Annotated in this window: 13 protein-coding genes; 10 read left to right on the forward strand and 3 right to left on the reverse strand. The window is 47.9% G+C overall.

Annotated elements, in window-relative coordinates:
• Position 1: 1 nt before the first annotated feature.
• Complete coding sequence (locus B0475_RS08780) at positions 2–1,123, reverse strand: Card1-like endonuclease domain-containing protein (RefSeq protein WP_157892825.1); 1,122 nt, start codon at positions 1,121–1,123, stop codon at positions 2–4.
• Positions 1,124–1,250: 127 nt separating this feature from the next.
• Here B0475_RS08780 and carA point away from each other — a divergent pair, with 127 nt between their 5' ends.
• The 6 genes from carA (at position 1,251) to B0475_RS08810 (ending at position 16,572) form a co-directional block, all read left to right on the forward strand.
• Complete coding sequence (gene carA, locus B0475_RS08785) at positions 1,251–2,423, forward strand: glutamine-hydrolyzing carbamoyl-phosphate synthase small subunit (RefSeq protein ID WP_232781864.1); 1,173 nt, start codon at positions 1,251–1,253, stop codon at positions 2,421–2,423.
• Entirely contained in the window at positions 2,416–5,628 is a 3,213-nt protein-coding gene (gene carB, locus B0475_RS08790; protein ID WP_077411438.1) for a carbamoyl-phosphate synthase large subunit, read from the forward strand. The genes carA and carB overlap by 8 nt, the downstream gene beginning before the upstream one ends.
• Before the next feature lie 10 nt (positions 5,629–5,638).
• Positions 5,639–6,115 carry a transcription elongation factor GreA gene (gene greA / locus B0475_RS08795; protein ID WP_077411439.1) on the forward strand — a complete coding sequence of 159 codons (477 nt, stop codon included), beginning with the start codon at positions 5,639–5,641 and terminating at the stop codon, positions 6,113–6,115.
• A gap of 3 nt (positions 6,116–6,118) precedes the next feature.
• On the forward strand, positions 6,119–7,852 hold the full coding sequence (gene recJ, locus B0475_RS08800; protein ID WP_232781865.1) for a single-stranded-DNA-specific exonuclease RecJ: 1,734 nt from the start codon (positions 6,119–6,121) through the stop codon (positions 7,850–7,852).
• 248 nt (positions 7,853–8,100) lie between these two features.
• Complete coding sequence (locus B0475_RS08805) at positions 8,101–14,586, forward strand: autotransporter domain-containing protein (protein ID WP_198538178.1); 6,486 nt, start codon at positions 8,101–8,103, stop codon at positions 14,584–14,586.
• Between the two features lie 9 nt (positions 14,587–14,595).
• Complete coding sequence (locus B0475_RS08810) at positions 14,596–16,572, forward strand: caspase family protein (protein ID WP_077411441.1); 1,977 nt, start codon at positions 14,596–14,598, stop codon at positions 16,570–16,572.
• Between the two features lie 65 nt (positions 16,573–16,637).
• Here the strand turns inward: B0475_RS08810 and B0475_RS08815 are convergent, their stop codons facing one another.
• Positions 16,638–17,822 carry a serine/threonine-protein kinase gene (locus B0475_RS08815; RefSeq protein WP_077411442.1) on the reverse strand — a complete coding sequence of 395 codons (1,185 nt, stop codon included), beginning with the start codon at positions 17,820–17,822 and terminating at the stop codon, positions 16,638–16,640.
• 82 nt (positions 17,823–17,904) lie between these two features.
• Between B0475_RS08815 and B0475_RS08820 the strand changes: the two genes are divergently transcribed.
• The gene (locus tag B0475_RS08820) at positions 17,905–19,359 is read left to right on the forward strand and encodes a WS/DGAT/MGAT family O-acyltransferase (protein WP_077411443.1); all 1,455 of its coding nucleotides are present in this window, start codon (positions 17,905–17,907) and stop codon (positions 19,357–19,359) included.
• Positions 19,360–19,364: 5 nt separating this feature from the next.
• Here the strand turns inward: B0475_RS08820 and B0475_RS08825 are convergent, their stop codons facing one another.
• Positions 19,365–21,077, reverse strand: coding sequence for a CRTAC1 family protein (locus B0475_RS08825; RefSeq protein ID WP_077411444.1), 1,713 nt, complete (start codon positions 21,075–21,077; stop codon positions 19,365–19,367).
• Between the two features lie 272 nt (positions 21,078–21,349).
• Between B0475_RS08825 and B0475_RS08830 the strand changes: the two genes are divergently transcribed.
• The 3 genes from B0475_RS08830 to B0475_RS08840 all read left to right on the forward strand — a co-directional run bounded on the left by B0475_RS08830 (position 21,350) and on the right by B0475_RS08840 (position 25,810).
• Positions 21,350–21,913, forward strand: a complete 564-nt coding sequence (locus B0475_RS08830; protein WP_077411445.1) for a LemA family protein — start codon at positions 21,350–21,352, stop codon at positions 21,911–21,913.
• Between the two features lie 3 nt (positions 21,914–21,916).
• Positions 21,917–23,785 carry a DUF2207 domain-containing protein gene (locus B0475_RS08835; RefSeq protein WP_077411446.1) on the forward strand — a complete coding sequence of 623 codons (1,869 nt, stop codon included), beginning with the start codon at positions 21,917–21,919 and terminating at the stop codon, positions 23,783–23,785.
• Between the two features lie 213 nt (positions 23,786–23,998).
• Positions 23,999–25,810, forward strand: coding sequence for an acyl-CoA dehydrogenase (locus B0475_RS08840; RefSeq protein WP_077411447.1), 1,812 nt, complete (start codon positions 23,999–24,001; stop codon positions 25,808–25,810).
• Positions 25,811–25,829: the final 19 nt, after the last annotated feature.

Raw genomic sequence — 25,829 nt, forward strand, 5'->3', positions numbered from 1 at the left:
TTTATGGGTTGTCAAAAAAATGATAGAGGTGTCTGTCCAGTTGCTTCAATTGCATGTGAGAACAACAATAAATACCCAGGTCTTTGGCTCTGGACAGCAGGTATTTGTTCAATGGCTGATAACTGATCAGCATGGCCCTGCCGGAAAGGCCTCCAGTGATCGATTTGATGGTGTCTAACCGGTAAATGGCTGAACTCGCAGATGTGGTTTCAGCTTTGCTTTTGGAAAATCTTCGGGTTTTACATTCAATGATGTGTAAACGGTTGTGGCTCATGGCCACGACATCCAGTTCGTTTTTTACCCTGCCGTTGTGGCGTACGATTTGCAGACCTCGCGCAATATCGGTGATGTGAGATCGTTTGCCGCGAATGCCATAGAGCAGGGCAAAGACGTGGTTCTCCAGCCACCCACCGTTGCAGTAGAACCGCGCGTTGTCATCATTGAATTTCAATTTACGCCCCCGCAAAGTCAGCTTGCCGGCATCACGAAAATGTTCCAGCAAGTGGGCCAGTTTATGTTTCTTCATTTCCTGGTTGCTGAGTTCGTAACTGTGGCTGTTATTGGCCATCATGGCCATGTAATTAAGGGAGCCTATGGCCTGGTCGTATTCGCCAATGTGATCAATGATCCATTGTGTCAATTGCCTCGAAGCAGCTGGTTCCGGTGTTGAATGACCCTGTTCCAGTACCATGGTGTTGAATGATTTGAGGCATTCATGAATTTTGAGCTGATGATCAAGGTGTATGTCACTGTTGGTGCTTCGGGTATTCAGCCAGTGCAGTTCATCGGTGAATTTATCTACCAAAAAGACCGGATAACCATAATTGGAGAATTGTTCAAATCCAAGCAGGTTTAGTTTTTGATAACCACTGGATGCGTTAAACACCAATTCGCTGGATTGGTACTGTTCGATGATACTCGCAAATTGTTCACGGACCAATTGGGTGTCAAAAGTGACCTCTTGCACCTCGCATTGCATGCCTCTGGATTGAATCACTGACCTGATGCCGGCGATTTCGTCCTCAGAACGGTGCAATAAAATGATTTTTTCTGCTTTCAAAGTCAGTGCTGCACTGAGGATGCCGGCGTGTTTGGGGTGATAAATAGCCAAATGAATTCTCATGACAGTCATTATATGAAAAAACCGAGTGGTGTTTGTCAGCTTTTTAAGCTAAAATTCGCTTTCAATTCGATAACAGTAAAAAGTTGGTTAGCCCCAACTTTTTTTACGCCCCCAAGAGTTGAGCAAAGTGTCAAAATTAAAGCAAATTTTATTCCCCCCGAATGATCATAAACCGGCAGTTCTGGTGTTGTCTGATGGCAGCGTTTTCCAGGGTGTTTCTGTAGGTGTAGATGGTTGTGCCGTGGCAGAAGTGGTGTTCAATACCGCGATCACCGGATATCAGGAAATTCTTTCAGATCCGTCATATGCAGAACAGATGGTCACCCTGACTTATCCGCACATTGGTAATACCGGAGCCACAGCGGTTGATGATGAGTCTGTACAGGTATTTGCCAAAGGGCTGATCATCAGAGATTGTCCCGCCACCGACAGTAACTGGCGCAGTGAACAGTCATTGCGGGACTACCTGCAACAGCACCAGGTGGTTGCCATCAGCGACATCGATACCCGTGCGCTGACCAATCAGTTACGAGAACAAGGTTCATTGTCTGGTTGTATCATGGCTGGCGACATTGATGTTGACCAGGCATTGGCCAAAGCCAAAGCATTTCCAGGATTGCAGGGCATGGATCTGGCCAAAGTGGTCAGTTGTGATCAGCCGCATACCTGGAGTGAGGGTACCTATGACCTCAACTCTCAACAGTTCAGGTCATCAGGCGTTCAGAACCATCGGGTGGTCAGTTATGATTTTGGGGTCAAGCGGAATATTTTACGCATCCTCCACGATTTGGGATGTGAGGTTACTGTGGTACCTGCACAAACGCCCGCAGAAGAAGTCTTGGCCATGAAGCCAGATGGTATCTTCCTGTCTAATGGCCCGGGAGATCCAGCGGCCTGTGACTATGCGGTTGCTGCATGTCAACAATTCCTGGAGGCCGGCATTCCCTTGTTTGGTATTTGTTTGGGTCATCAGATCATGGCATTGGCCATGGGTGCGGGTACCATGAAAATGAAATTCGGTCATCATGGCGCGAATCACCCGGTGGAACACGTGACAGAAAAGACCGTGATGATCACCTCACAGAATCATAATTTTGCAGTGGCCGATGAACAGCTGCCTGAACTACTAGAAGTCACTCACCGGTCTTTATTTGATGGCAGTATTCAGGGCATCAGACACACCCAAAAGCCGGCTTATGGATTTCAGGGGCACCCTGAAGCCAGTCCGGGACCTCATGAAGCCAAACGAATATTTGAACCATTCATCGCAGCCATGCAACAGGAGAAGGCCAATGGGTAAGCGCACGGACATCAAAAGCATTCTGGTACTGGGCGCTGGGCCAATTGTAATTGGTCAGGCCTGTGAGTTTGATTATTCGGGAACTCAGGCTTGTAAAGCTTTGAAGGATGAAGGGTACCGGGTCATTCTGGTGAACTCTAATCCGGCCACCATCATGACCGATCCGGAAACTGCCGACAGTATTTATATCCAACCGATCAATTGGAAAACCGTGGCCTCCATCATCGAACGTGAACGCCCTGATGCTTTGTTACCGACCATGGGTGGACAAACGGCTTTAAATTGTTCTCTTGATCTGGTCAGCCAGGGTGTACTTGAACAATATAATGTAGAAATGATCGGCGCATCGCGGGAAGCCATCGATATGGCTGAGGACCGCGAACAATTCAGGGTGGCGATGGAAGAAATTGGTCTGGAATGTGCCAAGTCTTTTATTGTTCATGACATGGATGAAGCCAGGGTCGCACAAAAAGAAATCGGTTATCCGGTGATCATCAGACCGTCATTCACCCTGGGCGGAACAGGAGGCGGAATTGCCTATAATCTGGAAGAATTTGAAGAAATCACCGCTGAAGGTCTGAAGCTGTCACCCACCACTGAAGTTTTACTGGAAGAATCTTTGCTGGGTTGGAAAGAATACGAGATGGAAGTGGTGCGCGACAAAACCGATAATTGCATCATCATTTGTTCCATTGAGAACCTCGATCCGATGGGCGTCCATACCGGTGATTCGATCACCGTGGCCCCTTCGCAAACGCTCACCGACAAAGAATACCAGGTGATGCGAGATGCGTCGCTGGCTGTGCTCAGAAAAATTGGTGTTGAAACCGGTGGTTCAAATGTACAATTCTCAGTCAATCCAGAAAATGGCCGGTTGATTGTGATTGAAATGAATCCCCGGGTTTCCCGCTCTTCAGCACTGGCATCCAAAGCCACAGGTTTCCCCATTGCCAAAGTGGCCGCGAAACTGGCCATCGGTTACACCCTTGATGAGTTACAAAATGAAATCACCGGTGGTGCAACGCCGGCTTCATTTGAGCCGACCATCGATTATGTGGTCACCAAAATCCCGCGGTTTGCTTTTGAAAAGTTTAACAACAGCGTGGATCGGCTGAGTACCCAGATGAAGTCTGTGGGCGAAGTGATGGCCATTGGCAGAACCTTCAATGAATCACTGCAAAAGGCATTGCGGGGACTGGAAACCGGTAAGAATGGGCTGGATCCAATGATATCCGGTGATGACATCAAAAATGGTTTTGATCTCACTAAAGAAATCCGGGAGCCCTCATCAGAGCGACTGTTTTATGTGGCCGATGCCTTCAGGCATGGTTACAGTTTGACTCAGGTCCATGAGATTTCCAAGATCGACCCCTGGTTCCTGGGACATATCGAGCGACTTGTGCGCATAGAAGAAGCTTTGCAGGACAGTCAATTGGCTGAATTGGATGAGCCGCAAATGAGACAGTTGAAACGTGAAGGCTTTGCCGATACCCGCCTGGCTCAACTGCTGAAGTGTTCTGAACAAGCTGTTCAACAACACCGCCAGTCATTGCAGGTGAGACCAGTATATAAGCGGGTTGACTCATGTGCCGCTGAATTTGAGGCGCCCACTGCGTATTTTTACTCAACATATGAACAGGTGTGTGAAGCGGCGCCAACAGATCGCCAAAAAATCATGATTCTGGGCGGAGGACCCAACCGGATCGGGCAAGGTATTGAGTTTGATTATTGCTGTGTTCATGCCTCCATGGCCCTTAAGGAGGCAGGATTTGAAACCATCATGGTGAATTGTAATCCGGAGACTGTTTCGACCGATTATGACACCTCTGACCGGTTGTATTTTGAATCGCTGACCCTGGAAGATGTGTTGGAAATAGTGGCCATTGAAAAACCTTCGGGCGTGATTGTTCAATATGGCGGACAAACACCATTGAATCTGGCTGAAGCCCTGGCTGACGCCGGGGTGCCAATCATTGGGTCTTCACCGCAGTGTATTGCCCGCGCTGAGGACCGTGAGCAGTTCAAGTCGATGTTGGATAAATTGGGTCTGAAACAACCGCCCAATGGCACAGTGACAGCGGTTGATCAGGCTGCTGCCGTTGCTGAGCGCATCGGCTTCCCATTGGTGGTCAGACCTTCTTTTGTACTGGGTGGCCGGGCCATGGAAGTGGTTCATTCACAAATTGAGTTGCAGCGTTACATGACCGAAGCAGTTCAGGTTTCCAATGAATCTCCGGTGCTGCTTGATCGATTTCTGGATCACGCCATCGAAGTTGATGTCGACATCATCTGTGATGGCAAAGACGTCTTGGTGGGAGGCATCATGGAGCACATTGAACAAGCCGGGGTTCACTCAGGAGATTCATCCTGCTGTATTCCACCGTTTACCCTCAGTGATGAAGTGCAGGCAGAACTGGCCAGGCAGTGTGAACTGATGGCCAGGGAATTGAATGTGGTGGGTCTGATGAATACCCAATTTGCGATTCAGGGGGATGATATATATATTCTGGAAGTGAACCCGCGGGCGTCCAGAACCGTTCCATTTGTGTCCAAAGCCACTGGACTGCCCCTGGCTAAAATTGCCGCCAAATGCATGGCCGGTATCAGCCTGGCTGAGCAGGCTGTGGCACCACGATTGAAATTGAATCATTACTCCATCAAAGAACCGGTGTTCCCGTTTGTTAAATTCCCTGGAGTAGACCCGATTCTGGGCCCGGAAATGCGTTCGACTGGCGAAGTGATGGGCAGTGGGCGATCATTTGGTTCAGCAGTGGCGACCTCCAGATTGGCTGCCAGTGTGCATATGCCAAGAGATGGCAAGGCATTTGTCAGTGTTCGAGATGCTGATAAAGACCGACTGATTCCTCTGGCTAAACAACTCAGGGCTTTAAATTTCGAACTGGTGGCCACACATGGTACTTGTCAGCTGTTGAGAAAAGCGGGCTTGTTCTGTGAAAGTGTCAATAAAGTCATTGAGGGCAGGCCGCACATCGTTGATAAGATAAAGAGCAAAGAAATAGACTTTATCATCAACACCACTGAAGGTGCTCAGGCCATTGCGGACTCTGCATCGATCAGAAAAGAAGCGCTCAAACAAAGCATCAATTACAGCACCACGATTGCGGGTGCCGCAGCCACCATTGCTGCGTATGATTACATCAACAAACATGAAGTGTATTCCCTGCAGGAATTGCACGAACATTGAGGACCTATTTATGAACAGAGCCCCAATCACCCAAAAGGGTGTAGAACTTTTGAAGGCGGAATTGAAACGGCTGAAGACCGTAGAACGGCCGAAAATCATTGACGCAGTGGCTGAGGCCAGGGCACATGGAGATCTCAAGGAAAATGCCGAATACCATGCCGCCAGAGAACAACAGTCATTCACCGAAGGACGCATTGCTGAACTGGAAGGCATCATATCGACAGCAGAAGTCATTGATGTGTCTAACCTGAACGTGGGTGATAAAGTGGTTTTCGGTGCCACGGTGGTACTTGAAGAAGATGAAACCGGTAAAGAAGTGACTTATCAGATCGTCGGTGATGCCGAAGCAGACATTGAGGCCGGGAAGATCTCCATCAGCTCGCCGGTTGCCCGTGCTCTGATTGGCAAAAGTGTTGATGACGAAATTGAAGTGCGTGCACCAGGTGGTGACAAGGTATATTTCATCGAAGAAATCAAATACATCTGATCAGTGGTGTCATCCATTCAGGTCATAAGAAGAGACATACCTGACCAGGACATCAAGGGTGGTGAACGACTTCACCACCTGATTCAACGGATTTACCTTGGCCGCGGGGTCAATGACCTCAGACAGGTGGATTACCGTTTTACTCACTTATACCGGCCAACGGGATTCCAGGGGCTGTCACAGGCTGCTGAACTGATCATCTCCGCCATTCGCAAGCAACAGCGCATCGTGGTGGTGGGTGATTTTGATGCCGATGGGGCCACCTCCGCAGCCTTGATGATTCGCGGCTTGAAACAAATGGGTGCGTTACACACATCGTTTTTGGTGCCTAATCGGTTTGAATATGGATATGGGTTGACCACTGAGTTGGTCGATGAATTGGTTAAATTCAAAGCTGATCTGGTGATCACGGTAGACAATGGTATTTCATCCTTCAACGGGGTTAAAAAAGCCAAATCACTGGGCATGAATGTGATCATCACAGACCACCACCTGCCTCCGGATGAGTTGCCGCCTGCTGATGCCATTGTGAACCCCAATTGCCACCATGATGAGTTTCCCAGCAAAGCCCTGGCAGGTGTGGGTGTCGCGTTTTATGTGTTGGCAGCGGTGCGCGGGCAACTGCGCGATGCCGGTTATTTTTCTGCAAACGGTATCAGTGAGCCAAACGTGTCGCGTCTTTTCGACCTGGTCGCCCTGGGCACAGTGGCAGATTTGGTGCCATTGGATGAGAACAACCGGATCATGGTTGAAGGGGGATTGCGGCTGATTCGTCAGGGTCAATGCGTGCCTGGTATCAGTGCCTTGTTTGCAGTGGCAGGTATCAAACAACAGGAAGCCGACAGTAACGCCCTGGCATTCTATGTGGCACCGAGGCTCAATGCAGCGGGTCGGCTTGAAGACATGAGCATAGGGATCAACCTGCTGTTGACCGACGATCCGGTTGAAGCCAAAGAACTGGCAGCTCAACTGCATGACATCAATCAACAGCGAAAACACATTCAGCAGGACATGCAGACTTTTGCAGATTCTGTGGTGGATGAATTGAAACAAAAGTCAGATTTGCCCGATGTGATATGTCTGTATCATAAGAACTGGCATCAGGGCGTGGTTGGCTTACTGGCATCTAAAGTCAAAGAATACACCCACCGGCCAGTGGTGGCCTTTGCCCATGAACACCAGGGATCAGAATTCATCAAAGGCTCTTTGCGCAGCATCAAAGGCATTCACATCAGGGATGTGTTGGTTGCTGTTGATGTCAGAAACCCTGGACTGATCAAAAAATTTGGTGGCCATGCCATGGCAGCAGGGCTTACCTTGAAAAAAACGAATTTGCAGCTTTTTCAACAAGCCTTCAGTGAACAGGTGAAGCATCAGCTGGCCGGGCAAACCCTTGAACGCAAGGTGGTAACCGATGGTTCGGTTGATTCATCAGATCTGTCATTGCACACCGCGGAACTGATCAGGCAGGCCGGTCCCTGGGGCCAGGCTTTTGAAGAGCCCTTGTTTGATGACTGGTTCATCATCAAGCAAAAAAGGCTCATTGGTGAACAGCATTGCAAGCTGGTGCTGCAAACCACTGATCAAAGCAAGCAAATTGACGCCATTGCTTTTGGGTTTCATCCCAGTCAATTTGCAGAAGAGTCCCGCCAGACACATGTTTGTTATCAGTTGATGGTCAATGAGTTTCGTCAACGCCGGCGCTTGCAATTGAAAATTGAACACATCATCAAATAAAACCGTCCGGTTTTTGCGATTCAACCCTTTATCAATCCAGGTGGTCGTCTCAATAATTGTTGTTGATGATGCGAAAACCAGGATACCTGGATAGTTTTGCTAAACAAAAAATTCTGAATGATTTTGTGATTGGTTGCTCAATTTTTTAAAAAGTAGGTGTAATTCATTGAAATTTAATTGTTCTGGTTTCAAAATAATCTATAGTGATCTGTATGATGCGGTCATGTAACGCAAAAGAGAGAAGGGATATGAAAGGGTTTAGTGTCAATAAATACATTTATTTTGTTCTGTTGTTGATGTCATCTGCCTGGGTACAGGCCCAGATAGATCTGGAAGTTTTGGACATTGGTGGTCCGTACTCTTTTCCAGGTGATGGTCAGAGTCACATGGTCAACCTGATGATTTCTAACAATGGAAACCAGGATGCAGTGGCAGGTGTGACGCTGAATTTCACTGAAGATGGTTCAGTTGACCCGAGTTTTGGATTTGATCCCAATGTGTTTTCATCTGAATGGGATTGTCCGGCATTTGATGTCAACAAGACTTGCACATACATTGGCACATTTGCTCAGGGCACCATGACATTTCTGGATGTTGGTGTGGTGGTTCAACCAGGCATATTTGATTTTGCACCAGCCTTCAGTGTTCAGGTGGTTGATGACAATGGTGATGAAATAAACCTGGCTAATAATGTCGCCTCTGTGGACATACAATACACCACGGGCAGTCAAACTGATTTCAGTGTTAATCTGCAAAACCCACAGCCTGTTACATTCCCGGTGGCCCAACCAGGGCCCACAGAATTTCGCACCATGTCTTTTGACATCACCAATTTGGGACCAAATGATGAAGGTGATCAAACCACGGTGACTTTCGATATCGCACCTGCACTGGACGGGATCGCGCCCGCCAGTGCATCATCATCTGATCCGGCCTGGAATTGTATTCAAACGACCGGGCAGGTAATTTGTGATTATTTCAGTATCTACACCACAGGTTTGACAACCACCCTTGATTTACAGATTCCGGCGCCCACCACTGCCGGACCGGTCACCAATGCTGTTGGCGTCAGTATGTTCAATGTATTGGGTGACATTAATCCAGCCAATAACACCTTTCAGTATGATGTGGACTTCACCGCCGGACCAGGTGCAGCAGAAATTGAAGTGACTAAAGTGATCAACGGCGGACTGACCAGTGCCCCCTGGGGGACCAATGTCACTTACACGGTTGAGGTCAACAACACAGGAACTGCCACCGCCAATAACGTGGCCCTGACTGATACCATCCCGCCGGGAGTGAGTTACGTCAGTCACCAAAACCTGGGACCAAATTTCATCTGTAGCTTTGCAGCCCCTACCATCAGTTGTAATGCCCCAACACTGCCCAATACAGCAGCAGTTGACGGGGTGGAAATTACTGTTTTGGTAGATGGTAATGTGAGTGATTTGGTGACCAATACCGCCAGCAGCCCGTTTGCTGATGGTGACTCGTTGAACAACAGTGATTCGGTGTCGTTTGTCATTGATCCGTTTTCTGCAGACCTGAGTTCCACCAAAACAGTCAATGGTGCGACCACAGTGACCGAGGGCGATCCGGTTGAGTTCACCATAGGTATTGTCAATAACGGACCTGATGATGCATTCGATGTTCAGCTGATTGATGACATCCCGGTAGGACTGACATTCGATGCCATTGTTACTGAAACCGGCATCTCCTGTGTGTTTGCCGGTGGCAATAACCAGGTCATATGTGATGCACCAACTTTGACCAGCGGAAATTCACACACCGCTGTTGTTCGTTTTCTGACCAATGCCACAGGTGCAACGACCAACACAGTCACTTCGGTGTCTACCAATCCCGCTCATTTTGACCCGTTTACCAGTGATGCCAATCAGGCCACCGCCAATATCAACATTGTTGGTCCCAGTGCAGATCTGGATCTGACCATGGTGGCAGACAACACCACCTATCTGGTGGGTGATTTGGTGACGCTGGATCTGACATTACATAATCCATTCGCCTCAACCGGAGCGCCACCCAATACCTCGGTCACCACGACATTGCCTGCGGAGGTGGTGTTCAGTTCAGCACAGGTGACCAATGTGGGAGGTTGGAGTTGTGTCCATGACGGATCTCCCGCCGGTGGAGATGTGGTGTGTGACAGTCAGGGGAATCCTGTGCCCATAGGTACCAACACCTTGATAGAAATCATCGCAGCTGCGGCATCAGCAGGCACAACCATCACCCCAAGTGCCGTGGTGACCAGTGATTTTGACCCTAATCCATCCAATGACACCGCATCCACGTCATTTGCCATTAATCCGGCCACTGCCGATTTATCGCTGATTTTTACCTCAACCGGTGGTTTGTATGTGCAGGGAGACCAGATTGCCTATACGGCTCAGGTAGCCAATCCAATGGTTTCTACTGCCAACCCTTCAGACACAGAAGTCACGTTTAACCTGCCTTTTGAAGTCATCTTCAGCAGCACTGACGTCAGCGGAGCGCCAGGCTGGAATTGTATCCATGATGGGGCTCCTTCTGGGGGTGATGTGTTCTGTGATCGTGGTGGCGCGGCCTTCATCTCCAACAGTGTGGATGACATCACCGTGAATGTCCTTGCTGATCAGGTCGCCACCAATGCGATTGTGACTGCCACCATCAGCAGTGCGGCAGACATCAATCCTGGCAATAACACAGCAAATCAGGCTGATGTGATAAATCCTGCTGTCAGTGACTTCAGCATTGCCAAAACCGTTAATGGTACTAATTTTGTCATTGGTGATACTTTTACCTATGTGTTAACGGTCAATAACCCAGGTGGTTCAACGGCCAACCCGACTGATGTGGTCATCGAGGATCAGTTACCTGCGGAAGTGTCATTTGATAATTTCGTGGTGGGCACCAATCTCGGTACACCGCTGAGTTGTGTCCATGATGGAGCCAATACCGGTGGGCAGGTTACCTGTGATACCGGCGGGGCACCTTTTCCGGTCAACGAAACAGTTACAGTAGACATCAATGTCACGGCTGCCAGTGCCAATAACAATGTCAATAACACAGCCACCGTGGAAACCAGCACGGATCCTGATGGTGTGGCCAATAACAACAACGATAATGCACCGACTGTGGTCATCACTGGTCCATTACTGACCACCTTAACTGCCAATAAGGCTGCCACGGTGGCTGGTGTAACGGTTACAGAAGTCGCTTATGGACAGGCTTTTGAGTACACTCTTGAAGTGACCAACACTGGAGCCAATGACTCGATCAACACCCACATTTCAGATACTTTGCCTCCGGAAGTTACCCTGGATGGGTTCAACATCACCGGCTGGAACTGTCTGCCCCTGACAGTGGGCAATGTGGGTGAGGTGGTTGATTGTACCTTAGCAGCGCCTTTGGTAGCCGGCAACACAGCACAAATCGTACTTGTGGTGACCGCAACAAACAACACCAGTGTCACATCCATCACCAATCAAATGGAAGCAAGCGGTGACAATACAGGCGCCCTGGTCAATGACACCAACATTCTGAGTTTAACCCAGGCCAGCGCTAGCCTGGTTCTTACCCAGCAACCCAGCCCGGTTGACCCCGGTGCCAATGTCACCTTTGATGTGCAGTTCAATAACACCGGTGGTATCAACCTCAGTGGGGCACAATTGAACGCCCAGTTACCAGTTGGTTTCGTTTATCAGGGATTCAATTCAGACCCCAGTACCAGTTGTACAGAAAACAACGGATTGGTCAGTTGTCTGTCGAATAACCCCATCACTCCGGGTGCCAGCATGACAGTCAGTCTGGATGCCATCACCATAGGTGAGGTGCAAGCCAACCAAAATTACCAGTTGTCAGTTCAAGCGAATGCTGCAGAGCTTTCAGTCCCGGTTAATGCCAGTTTGGTGACCCTGTTCTCTGGCAGTGATTTCAGGGTGGTGATGAGATCCATTCCTGCAGAAATCAATCCCGGTGATCCCATGACTCATCAGGCCGCCATCACCAACACTGGTAACCTGAATTTAAAATCAGTCAGGATGGACTTCAACGTGCCACCTAACGCAACATTGTCAGCCATTCAACCACTGCAAATGACTTGTTTGTTGAATGACATGCAAGTGACTTGTGTAAATCAACGTGATGTGGCCCCCGGTGAGCGATTGATCGTTGATTATATGCTTCAATCAAATCCACAAAGCACCGGGCTGATCAGCAGCACGGTACAGGTCATGGCCGATGGCATCAGCCAAACCGCCAGTACCTCAACCCAGGTTTCGGGTGCTCAGTTTACCAATGACCTGAGTTTGCAAAAAACGGCAAACCAAAACCAGGTGCGCCCGGGTGATCTGTTCCAGTATCAATTGACAGTGACCAATCTTGGCAGCAATGAACAGGCGCCAGTGACGGTGACAGATGATTTGCCTGTTGGCGTCAGTTTGCGTTCAGTGAACGGAACCGGCTGGAATTGCCAGGGTTCGTCATCTTTGGTATGTACATACAGCAATACCCTGAATCCTGGTGCCAGCAGCTCATTGTTTTTAAATGTAGCCGCTCCTGATCAGACTGGCATCATCACCAACACCGCCAGGGTCAGTGGGCAGGCGGATGATAATCCAGCAAACAATGAATCAGCAGTCAGTGTCCAGGTCAGTGATGGTCAGGGAGGTGGTGATGTACAGGCAGACATAGGTGTACTGGTAAGTACGAACCAACCTGAAGTCATCATTGGTGAACCTGTAACCTGGCGTTTCGAATTATTTAATCAGGGGCCACAAACGGCACCTAACGTGCAATTAGACAATCTGTTTCCGAATGGCTTTTCTGCCGATAATGTGGTGGTCAACAACGGTGCGGAATGCATATTGATGAGCAACCGATTGAATTGTCAGTTATCAGCATTGGCTGTGGGTAGTCCGGTGTTTATTGAATTGACCGGCCGTTTCAGCGCAGCTTCAATTGGCTTGTCCTTGAACCGGGTGACGGTGGTTTCAGATGCCACAGATACCAATTTGGATAACAATGAATCTGAGGTTGAGGTCAATGTGGTTGACACGCCAGAACTGGAGGCCGACGTGGCCATTGAGCTGTTGGCTGAAGTGCAGGATATACGTCAGGGTGAAGCCTTTAACTGGTCATTGCGCGCCACTAACCTGGGACCCGATCAGGCCGCTGATGTTCAGGTCAGTGCCACCATCAATGGACTGGTAAGTGATGTTCAGGTACTGAACTCAGCTGGCTGGGAATGTCAGGCCAGCAACAACAGTCTGCAATGTCAGTATCCAGGTGCATTGATGGTAGGTCTGGGTTCAACCATCGACCTGCGGGTGATCACTGATCAGGTGGTGCAGCAATCACAACCCATTGGCATCAGTGCATCCATTACCACTACTGCCACAGACAACAACTTGGCCAACAATCAGGCCACCATTGATAATGCTGTCAGAAGAACGCCAACCGAAGATGAGATATTCAACTTGTTTGATGGTGCGATTGGCTCCGGGGCCAGTGAAACAGTGAAAAACACCATTCGCAATGTATCCAGTTATTGTGCCCGCAGTTACTTCACGGCAATCGAAGGGTTGTGTGAAGAGTTCATTACTGCAGCCCGACCAGAAAACCGTGAAGACATCATCAATGCCATGGAAGAGATGACGCCGAATGAAGTGGTGGGACAATCAACATCAGCCGCTGAAATCATTACCTCACAGCTGCGTAATGTGAGCGCCCGTCTTGCCCAGTTAAAAGCGGGTGGTGGTTCAGGATTCAGTATCGCGGGCTTGAATGGCCGTTATGGCAATGAATCCATACCGTTGGGCATGTTGGCATACCTGAATCAATCTGAAGAAGAAACAGGTTCGGTCAGTAACATCAATGATTTTGTTTCTCCCTGGGGATTCTTTGTCAACGGGACCATTTCCATGGGTGAAAGGGACGCCACAGGCCGTGAGTTGGGTTTTGATTTTGATACTTTCGGACTCACCGCCGGAGTGGATTATCGCTTCAGTCCTACCAAAGTGGCTGGCGTGGCCCTTGGTTATGCCCATTTTGATTCTGAAATACAAGATGAAGCAGAAATGAAATCAACAGGGTTTACCCTGACTGGATATGGCTCTATGTACCTCAAAGACAACCTCTATCTGGATGCCAGATTGAGTTATGGCAACCCTGACTTTGAACAACAGCGAAGAATTCATTTCTCACTGGATGACATTCAGATTGATCGGATTGCCACAGGTAAAACTGATGCCAGCCAATATTCGGTGGCCATGAGCATGGGCTATCATTTCAATAAAAACAGTTGGAACATCACTCCAAATGCTTCAGTGAATTATGCCAGAACCACAATCGACGGATTTGCTGAAACCGGTGCCGGTGGCTTTAACTTTGCCTTTGCAGAGCAGGAAGTAAAAAGCCTGGTGTGGTCAGTGGGTGCCAGCGTTTCCAGAGCCATCAGTCTAAAAAATGGGGTATTGGCACCACAGTTCGATTTCAATATCAGCCGTGAAACAGAAAACGATGGCGGCTTCCTGGAAGCCAGATTCATCGGCGCTCCGGACGATGAGATATTCTTCATCGGAACCGATGAACCAGACAGAACTTATGGTTCTGCAGGCGTTGGTTTGGTCTTTATTGGGGCCAATGGCAAGCAAGCATATATCAATTACAGAAGTATCTTTGGGTTAGAAGGATTTACACGAGGCACCATTAATATTGGCGCCAGATTTGAATTTTAAGGTGAAAATATGAAACACAATATGATCAGTCATTCTCTGGTTTTCCTGGCTGTTTTCTCGATGGCTCTGGGAGACGCAGATGCCAAACGGTCGAAGAAAGTCAAGGAGGTAAAAGAAGGTCAGATCACACCTGACCAACTGTACATTGTTGATTGTCTGCTGCCACCACAAATCAGGCAGCTGGGCCAGAATTACACGTACATACCACCCAGAAAACCAGCTAAACTGACGGCCAAAGAATGTGCTTTGCGAGGCGGGGAGTACGTGGCTTATGATGAAGCAAATTTTGCCACGGTTGCCAAAGTCTGGAAGCAACAGGCAGATGGTGGTGATGCCACAGCGCAAAATTATATGGGAGAGCTGTTTGAGCGTGGCATCAACGGCACCCCGGATTATCAGACGGCCGCTCAATGGTACCAAAAAGCAGCGGAACAGGGCTTTTCACAGGCACAGTTGAACCTCGGTAATCTTTATGAAAAAGGCCTTGGAGTGCCCCAGGATTCGGTCAAAGCCATTAACCTTTACCGTCAGGCAGCAGGTGTTCCTGCAGAAGCCAAGCTGGAGTTGGTCACTGAGCAAGAGTTGCGTGAGCGCCGGGAAAAAGAATATCAGCGTATACAACTGGAAAGACAGGTTTCTGACCTGAAAAATGAATTGACCAAGGTTAATGACAATTATCTGAAGACTCAGGATTACATCAAGACTGCCAACACTGAGTTACAACGCTTGCAGGCAGAATTGCGATCCAATGACAAGAATGACGCGGTTAAAGTCCAGATTGCTGAATTGGAAAAAGAAGTTGAGAGTCTGAGAGAACAAAATGAAGCTTCCAAAGCAATTGCTTCAACGCTGGTGCGGAAAATAGCTTCAGAAAGTGGTCAGGAACTGGCCATGATCGACGATCAGTTTGGCATCAATGTGATCACGCCGGACATATTGTTGACCCGAGGAATCCGCAGTATTCCAATCGCCAACGACAAAGCCGATTCGATGTCAATCATGGGCAGTGTTAACCCACCAGCAGAAGTGGCTGGTTTAACATTGAACAATCAGAACATCACAGATCGTTTGACCGATACCGGAATCTTCAGTGTAGATGTGCCTTTGATCGAGAATGATGACACCCCAGTCAGCATTGAAGCCGTAAAAAAAGATGGTTCCAAATCGGTTGAACAATTTGTTGTAGTGCGGCAGATTCTGGAACAAATCAAGCCCCGTTACCTCAGTGACTTATTCGCTAAACGGTTCAGAAAAGACCTGGGTGAATACCATGCACTGGTGATTGGTAACAATCAATATGCTGATCTGGAAGATCTGGGCACAGCGGTCAATGATGCCAGAAAAATTGCGGCGGTATTGAGCGACCAATATGGTTATCAGACACGGGTACTGGAAAATGCCGGCCACCTGGAAATTGTTCAGGCATTGGCAGACTATCAGGAACAACTGGGTAAACTGGACAACCTGGTGGTTTATTATGCGGGCCATGGTTTAATAGACGAAAGACAAAATGGTTACTGGATACCAACTGATGCCAGTATGACTGACAAAAAATCATGGATTCCTAATAAGGTCATCACAGAATTCATGTCCAGCATGCAAGCCAAACATGTGATGGTCATTGCAGATTCCTGTTATTCCGGAACCATGTCAGGCTCAGCCATCAGGCCATTCCCTGATGATGTGGCGGAAAATGACATCCTCTTTACATCGCGGGTTAAGGCGCGAACTGTGTTGACTTCAGGTGGCCTGCAACCTGTGTTGGACAGTGGCGGAGACGGGCATTCCATATTTGCATCAGCCTTGCTTGACGTGTTGAAAGAAAATGACGGTGTGATGGAAGGTTACCGCTTATTCAAAGCCCTTGAGCAACAGGTACGCCTGCGTTCAAAATTATCAGGCATCCAGCAAATTCCAGAATACACTGCAGTGAAACATGCCGGCCATGAAGGCAGTGAGTTTTACTTTTTACCAGAAACCATTTGACACAATTCATTGACGTTTATGGCAAAAAGCAGCTCTTAGGAGCTGCTTTTTTAATGCCCTGTGCGTTATTCGCAGGCCGCGATGATTTGATTAAGCTTTTCAGGGTTGATGATTTTTAAACGGCTGCGGGCGTCAGCTTCCTGACAGTCATAATTGGTCAATATATCCATGTAGTGTTGTTCGGCAGCGTCAAAATTTTCCATGTTGAAAAAACTATTGGCGGCCGCTAATTTGTTGGTCATTTCTATTTTTTGAGCCGGTGTTAAATCTGCCAGGTTCACATCAATCTGGTTGGCTTGTTGGTTCATAAACCACACCCCCAGCAATACTGCCACAACCACGACGACGCCTGTGATGATGAATGGCAGGGGACTGGATTTTTTCTTCAGTGCAGCCAATTCCGGCAATGGTGCGAATGAATGGGTGGTGTCAGTGACCGGCTTGAGCCTTCTGAGGTATTTTTTCAGTTGGGCAATCAGTTGTGTGGAAGTTTGAAACCGGTCATCTGGATTTTTGGCCAGTAACTTGTTCAGCAAAGCCTGGTATTTTTTCTTTTCTTCAGGCAGATCAGGTATTGGTTCATGCACATGAGCATAACTGATGGCAAAAGTGTCTCCGCCATCAAATACTTTTTTCCCCATCAACATTTCATACAACACCACCCCCAGAGCATACAGGTCAGATCGTTCATCAATGTCTTTGCCCAGTGCCCGTTCAGGACTCATGTAATGTGGGGTGCCAACCACGGCTCCTACCCGGGTGAATTCACTGACGGTGTTTTGAGCCTTGGCAATCCCAAAATCCACCAGCACCGCTTGCCCATCCTCGTGGAACAAAATATTTTCGGGTTTGATGTCACGATGCAGGGTACCTCGTTTATGGGCATGTTCGAGCGCTTTGGCCATATCCAGCATGATGTTAAAGGCTTCCAGTTCGGTTACCCCTGAATCTATTTTATTTTTGAGATCTCCGCCATTGAGGATTTCCATGGCAAGGTAATAGTTTTTTTCAATCACACCACAGGAAAAAACCGTTACGATGTTGGGGTGTGAAAATTGAGCTACGGTGTCGCCTTCTTTTTGCAGGTCTTCAAGGATTTTGGGGTCGTTGCCCTGGGGGGTAACGATTTTGATGGCCACTTTTCTCTTGGGTTCCAGCTGCTCACCCAAAAATACCCGGGCCATGCCGCCTCTGCCAATCTCTTTACCCAGATTGAAGTTGGGGATTTTCAGATCAAATGATTCTTCCATTAACTCAAGAGGGCTCTATCTTTATTCATGCTTTCTATTATAATGAAGGCGACATAAATTAAAACTAAAATTAATTTCCTTCATGTTTCAGTACATCGACAGCCACAAAGAACCCATGCGCAAGGTAGATACAGCCTGGTTGCGGATGGAGTCACCCCATAATCTGATGATGATCACCGGGTTGATGTTTCTGGACAAAATGCCTGACCTGGCCCAATTCACAGAGGCGCTGGAAAAAAAGTTTCTGAAGTATCGCCGGTTTAAACAGCTGGCTCACCAGACTGCCAGTGGCTCTTATTGGCAGGATGATAAATATTTTGACATGGCTGCGCATGTTCGTCGTGTGGCTTTACCCGGACGGGCCGATTACCGCGAATTACAGGACTATGTCAGCAATCTGGCTTCGACTCCTTTGGATAAACACAAACCACTTTGGTCTTTTCATATCGTTGAAAATTATGACAAAGGACCGGTGGTGGTGTCACGCATTCACCATTGTTATGCCGATGGCATTGCCCTGATTCAGGTGCTGTTGTCGATGACCAGCACCAGCAGAGAAAAGAGTCTCGATTTTGATGTCGATGAGTCACAAAAAGAACACCATCAAAAGTTGGGATTGTTGAAACAAGTCATCAATCCGGCTAAAAAGCAATTTGCCCATTCATTGAAACTGATGAATGAAGTCACAGAATTGGGCAAGAAGATATTTCAGGACCCGTCACTGATTGAAAAAGGTGTGGGTGACTCGGTAGATATTGCCGAAGAGCTGTTCAATGCCCTGACCCTGAGTGATGATCCTGAAACAGTATATAAATCAGAGCTTTGTACCCGAAAAAGAGTAGCGTGGGCTCAATCAATTCCACTTGATGAAGTGAAGGCGATTGCCAAAGCCACTGGCACAACGGTCAATGATGTTCTGATTTCAAATTTATCTGGTGCATTGCGGGAATACATGATTGAACGTGGTGATGATCCTGATGATAAGGTCATCCGTGCCACGGTACCGGTCAACCTAAGACCACTGAAGCATGCCAAAGAACTGGGCAATCATTTTGGCTTGGTGTTTCTGAATTTGCCAATTTTTGAACACAATCCACTGAAAAGATTGGCATATGTGCATCACGAAATGAATGAATTAAAAAAATCAAAACAGGCGCTGGTTTCTCTGGGCTTGCTGAGCATGATTGGCTTGGCACCGTTGGCCGCTCAGAATGTTTTGCTGAATCAGTTTTCCAAGAAAGCCACTGCGGTATTAACCAATGTGCCCGGGCCATCAGTTCCTTTATACATAGCTGGTTGCAAGGTAGAAAAAACCATGTTTTGGGTCCCGCAGAATGGTACCATTGGTATGGGCATCAGTATCCTGTCTTACAATGGACAGGTTGAGTTTGGATTGATTGTCGATAAAAACATGGTGCCACAGCCGCACCAGGTGATCGTGCGCTTTCCTGAACAATTCGCACAACTCAAGGAGTTAATGATGCTGCACCCCTGGGATGGAGAAGTGCATGTTGAGTTATTTGAGGATTTTGTCTGAAATTATTACTGGCTGGCGTCAAAGCCATCTTTGAAAGAGTAACTGTCTTCATCTGTGATCACCAGGTATTGGTTAAGATCAACGCCAGTGATTGATTTTTGCTGATTATCCGGCCATTGGATGTGGATGTTGAGCGGTCCGGACCAATTTCCCAACATAAAATGTGCATTTGAGGGACTGGCAGAATTGAAATGGTTGCCGGCTTGAATGTCCTGAACCAATCGTTGGTTTTCTCCGTTTCCGCTCGAAGTCACTGTGATGCGCGCGCCTATGGCCAGTGAATTGGGGCTGTCTGAAATCAGTCGAAGGTTGATGAAGGCCGGTTGAGTCTGCAGGTCATTGCGGTACAGTTTGAAGGGGCCTTTGTGATTGGCAATGGCAATATCGATATCACCATCCTTGTCGAAATCAAAACAACTCACCCCACGACCTTCATGTTGATCATCGATACCCAATAGTTCCGCTTGTTCAATGAAGGTACCATCTCCTTGAGCCATAAACAGCACTGCCGGGGTGTTGTCGTAACGGCCATCCGGGCTATTGGGGTCAGTGTTACCAGGATAATAAAAACCATTGACGTGAAATATGTCCAGCCAGCGATCACCATTGAAGTCCGCGGCACAGGCGCCCCAGCCCCAATGGCCCTCTAGAATACCTGAAGCCTGTGATACATTAACGAAACGCCCATCACCCAGACCCTGGTACAACCGGTTGCCCAGATTGACACCGCCAATATTGGAACTGAACCAATCCATGTGTCCATCCTGGTTCAGGTCAGCAGTGAATGAACCCATGGCATCACGATCAGTTATGATCAGTCGGTCGGTCACATTGGCAAAGGTTTCGTCACCGTTGTTGAGCAACACCAGGCTGGTATTAATGTCGCCAGCGACCAGCAAATCCATGTGCCCGTCTTCATTCAGATCGGAAAACTGAGCCGAAAATGATTGATCACGGCGGGCATAGATGATATCCGGGTCGTCATACAGGTGAGCGATCTGCGCGCTGACTGAAACGTCGGTGAAGCCTCCTTGACAATCACTTTTCCACAGGTGTTGAGTGCTGCCATTGGGTGGTCTGAGTCGTGGAGACGGTCCGCCTGGCGTCAATGAATGAGGAAGGTACACATCCAGACACAGGTCATTGTTGAAGTCAGCCAGTGTCATGCCAAAGGTATTGGGTGCAAAATCCATGTCATAGTCGATGAATGCCTGGGTGAATACATCGGTAAAGGTGCCACTGTTATTCAGGTTGTTTTGCAGCAGCCTGGGCGCTTCATTCAAGACACCACCCAGGAACAAATCCAGATCGCCGTCGCCATCATAGTCAGCAAAAACAGCCCCGGCTACGCGGCCGGTTACCACAGAAAGTCCCATGGATTGGGTGGTGTTGGCGAATGTTCCGTTGCCTTGATTGATGAACATCGCTGACTGACCAGTATCACCCCCAATCACAAACAAATCCTGCCAGCCATCATTATTGACATCACCCGCTGCCACACCACCGGTCAGCCAGGTTGACATCAGGTGGGTTCGGTTGTTGAGTGTGGATACATGATTAATGGTATTGTGGTCAACATCTTCAATGGCAGTTACAGTCTGTGACGTGAAATGGGTCAACGTCAGGCCAGTTTCGTCAGTGACATCAGTAAACTCCTGAGAACAGATCTGATGGCTCAGCAACAGGCTGAAGAACACGGTCGGTTTTTTGGTATTCATTGATCTTTTTTTTCTCCCCTGATTCAATATGAAACGGGTTCACCTGAATGATTATATCAGTCGTATATGGTCGTTCTGGAATTATTGTGTGCTCAGTGGTGTCTACAATCAACTGATTGTTCATGAATTTAAGCCAGCATGGCACATCTGTTGAATTCTGTTCGGACGCTGAGACAATGGGAGGCTTTGTACGTGGGATGACCATCACTTGTGGCACTTCATGTGGGCGCTGATTCAAGCTATAATGTTGTTTTACAAGCAGGAGAGAATCGATGCGAGGAGCCAATTTTTTGATGCTGGTGGTGTTGCTGGTCGGAGCCGCATTGTTTTGGGCAGTGACCCTTTACAACCGTTTGGTTAAAAAACGAAATCATGTGGAAGATGGCTGGAGTGGCATTGATGTTCAATTGAAAAGACGTTATGACCTGATTCCGAATATTGTCAATGTCGTCAAAAAATACGCTGAGCACGAACAGGAAACCCTGGAAAAAGTCATACAACTCAGAAATGCCGCTCAGGGGCCTCATACCCCGGGTCAACAGTCAAAAGATGAACAAAAACTGACCCATGCATTGTCCGGATTGATGGTTCAGGTTGAAGCTTACCCTGAATTACGTTCCAATGAGAATTTCATTGATCTGCAGAAACAATTGCAAAAAATTGAAGACGATATTCAGTATGCCAGGCGTTATTACAATGGTGCCGTGAGGGAGTACAACACAGTGGTTCAATCTTTTCCATCGAACCTGATTGCTGACAAATTTAATTTTCTCGAAGCGGAATTCTTTGAACTGGAGAACCCGCAGGAAGCCCAAAATCCTGAAGTCAGTTTTTGAACCATGGCACGATTGATACTGACCGCTCTGTTTTTACTCAGTGCTTTTGGGGTTGTCGCCGATGAGCGCATCAACCATTTTGACAGCCTGATTAATGTGACCAGAGACGGGACCATCAATGTCACAGAAACCATCAAAGTACAGGTTGAACACAACAACATAAAAAGGGGGATTTACCGGGATTTTCCAACCATTTATCAAACTGCATTACTGACGCGCTCAACGGTGGATTTTACCGTCATTGAGGTGCAGCGGAATGGGTTCCCTGAGCCGCATCATCTGGATGAGCTCAGCAATGGCGTCAGAATATACATTGGTGACCGGAACCGAATGATTCCCCAAGGTGAACATGTTTATCGGATCAGTTACCAAACCAACCGGCAAATTGCTTTTTTGGATCAGCATGACCGGTTTGCCTGGAACATCACTGGTAATGGCTGGATGTTTCCGATTGACCAGGTTCAAGCAACGGTTCATTTACCAGATGGGGTATCAATGGCCATGGTTGAAACCGGTGTGTGGACCGGATTTTCAGATGAGAGCGGGGCTGCATTCAGCAGTGAAGTCAATGGTTCAGCACTGAGTATCAACAGCACACAGCCACTGAAACCATATCAGGGCATGACCTTCAGTCTGGAAATTCCCAAAGGCTACATCCTTGACAACAGGAACTGGTTGCTGGATTTTTTATCTGACAATATGCTCTGGTTGTTAATGGTTCTGGCGTTTATTTCATTACTGATTTTTTATGTCATTGCCTGGCACGAGCATGGGCGTGATCCTGAAAGCGGTGTCATCATCCCGTTGTTTTATCCTCCCAAAGAACTTTCTCCTGCAGCCATGAGATACGTTGTTGAAGAAAAAAGTGACCACAAGAACATGACTGCAGCATTGATTAATATGGCAGTTAAAGGAGCGGTTAAACTGGTTCAGAAAGGCAGTGGCTATCTGATCGAAAAAAAACAGGATCATCGCTCCAACTCTGCACAGATGTCATCCGGTGAAAAACTGATCATGAGGAAACTGTTGTCTGGTAAAAGCAGTTTGATCATCAACAAATCATATGACAAAAAAATCAACAAAACCAATCAGGCATTAAAACGCCAGCTTGAAAAAGAGTACAAGAATAAATGTTTCAAAGACAACACCATGCTCGGCTATTTTGGCATCATGATCAGTGTGTGTATTTTGTTTTTTTATTTGCTGCATATGAACGTTTTAAACTCACACTTGTTCATGTCCGGAGCCATTGTGGCTGGAATCATAGGGGTGGCTATTTATAACATATACAATGCTTCGCCCAGTAAGGTTAATGTGGTGAATCTTGGATTTTGGGGATATGCCCTGATGATGGTTTTCAATGCCACCCGTCAGGATTTACCAATGGATGTGATCTTTCTGGCTGGTATATTGGTTGTTTTAAATGCCGTTTTTATTTACTTGTTGAAGGCGCCCACGCCTTTTGGTCGTGAATTAAAAGATGAGATTGAAGGGTTTAAGCTTTATTTATCAACCGCAGAGCAACATCGTCTCGACATCATGCACCCGCCTGATATGACCCCTGCATTGTTCGAAAAATACCTGCCATATGCCATTGCCCTGGGTGTTGAAAACCAATGGTCAAATAAATTTGCCCGGTACCTCAAGTCGTCAGGGCAGGATGAGTCAATTCATCACTACAGTCCCGATTGGTACTCCGGTGGTAACTTTAATTTACACAGTTCATCCAATGGCTTCAGTGCGCTCAGTAGTGGCATGTCTACCACCGTTTCTGCGGCTGCAATCCCTCCTTCATCCTCAGGCGGTGGCTTTTCATCAGGCGGTGGCTTTTCCGGTGGTGGTGGCGGTGGCGGTGGTGGCGGCGGCTGGTAGTTTGATAGATCACCAGCATCCGGAAAATCCATGTCACTTCGGGTTTACAAACGATTTTCGATCACCCAGCAGGCCGGGCTGATTGCATGCTGTGTTGCTGAGAGCTCTTGCTCTGCATACAAATCGATCGTCTGGTCATAAAATCAATCGGAGCTTGACGCATCCTTAAGTCCATTTGATTTACAATAACTGCTTTGTCACTCATGCTCACTTATGCCCAATATTTTTAACCCAAGGGACCTGTCCTTTCAGCTTTACGAAGTTTTATCAACCTCAGCACTTTGCCAGTCCACCCGATATCAGGAACATTCCAGAGAAGTGTTTGATCAAATGCTTGATGTGGTAGAGCGGCTGGCCGAAGAAAAATTTCAGCCACATGCCGCCAAAGTGGATGTCCATGAGCCTGAATTTGTTGATGGAAAGGTACACATCATACCTGAGGTTAAGGCAGCACTGGATGCGTTCATCGAAGCCGGGCTGCCTGCTGCCGCCTTTGATGAAGCTCAGGGCGGCATGCAGTTACCCTATGTCATTTGTCAGGCCATGGCTTTTATTTTTGGAGCGGCCAATGTGTCTACTTCGGCCTATCCATTGTTGTCAGCGGGTGCAGCGAACCTGTTGTCGGCCTATGGTTCAGAACAACAGCAATGCCTGTATTTAAAACCTTTACTGGAAGGCCGTTATTTTGGCACCATGTGCTTGTCTGAAACACAGGCGGGTTCTTCGCTGGCTGACATCAAAACCAAGGCTGAGTTACAAAGTGATGGCAGTTACCTGATCAGTGGTAACAAAATGTGGATATCAGGTGGTGAGCATGACATGAGCGAAAACATCGTGCATTTGGTGCTGGCTAAAATTCCAGGTGGACCTGCAGGTGTTAAAGGCATTTCTTTGTTTATTGTGCCGAAATACCTGGTCAACGATGATGGCAGTCTGGGTGAACGCAATGACGTCAGTCTGGCTGGTATTAATCATAAAATGGGTTTTCGTGGCACGGTCAACACGGTGTTGCATTTTGGTGAGCACACAGGCGCCAGGGGTTACCTGGTTGGTGAGTCTGGTAAAGGCCTGAACTACATGTTTCACATGATGAATGAGGCCCGAATTGGAGTGGGTCTGGGTGCCACATCATTGGCATATACGGGCTATCTGCATGCCCTGGCTTATGCCAAGGAACGCCATCAGGGGCGAGAGGTGACAGCCAAAGACCCAATGAGCCCGATGGTACCAATCATTGAGCACAGTGATGTGAAACGCATGTTGTTGCAACAAAAAGCCTATGCCGAGGGCGGATTGGCATTGGGTTTATATTGTGCCTACCTGGTCGATGAACAACGCATCGCTCAGCAGGACGGGGTGTCAGATGGTGTTGATCAAGCCACCGCTTTACTGGACATCCTGACTCCAATCGCCAAATCATGGCCTTCTGAGTATGGACTGCAAGCCAATGATCTGGCCATTCAGGTTCATGGTGGTTATGGATATACCCGTGAGTATCCGGTTGAACGGCTGTATCGGGATAACCGATTGAATCCGATTCACGAAGGCACCAAAGGTATCCAGGGACTGGATTTGCTGGGCCGAAAAGTCACGCAACATCAAGGTGCTTCTGCCAAAGCTTTATATGCCGCCATGTCAGCCACACTACAGCAGGCTGGTTCAGACCAACTCAAACCCTATGCTGAGCAATTGAACAGCGCCATAGAGTCTTTGTTCAAGACCACCCAGAGCATGCAACAGCAGGTACCGGAAAAAGGTGTGTCGGCTTATCTGGCCAATGCCACTTTGTACCTCGATGTGTTTGGACATCTGGTGGTTGCCTGGATGTGGTTAAGACAAGCCATCGTTGCAGAGCAGGCATTGAGTAATGAGAAAACAGGAGCGGCGGATGAGGGCTTTTACCGGGGTAAATTACAGACCTGTCATTATTTTTACAGCTATGAATTACCTGGTATCCAGCCCCAGTTGACCTTGCTGGCACAAACCGATACCACCTGTATGGATTTTGATCCCCAATGGTTCTGACCAATGGCCTTAATGGTAA

It is taken from the genome of Marinicella sediminis, assembly GCF_002000055.1.
Classification (GTDB): Bacteria; Pseudomonadota; Gammaproteobacteria; order Xanthomonadales; family Marinicellaceae; genus Marinicella; species Marinicella sediminis.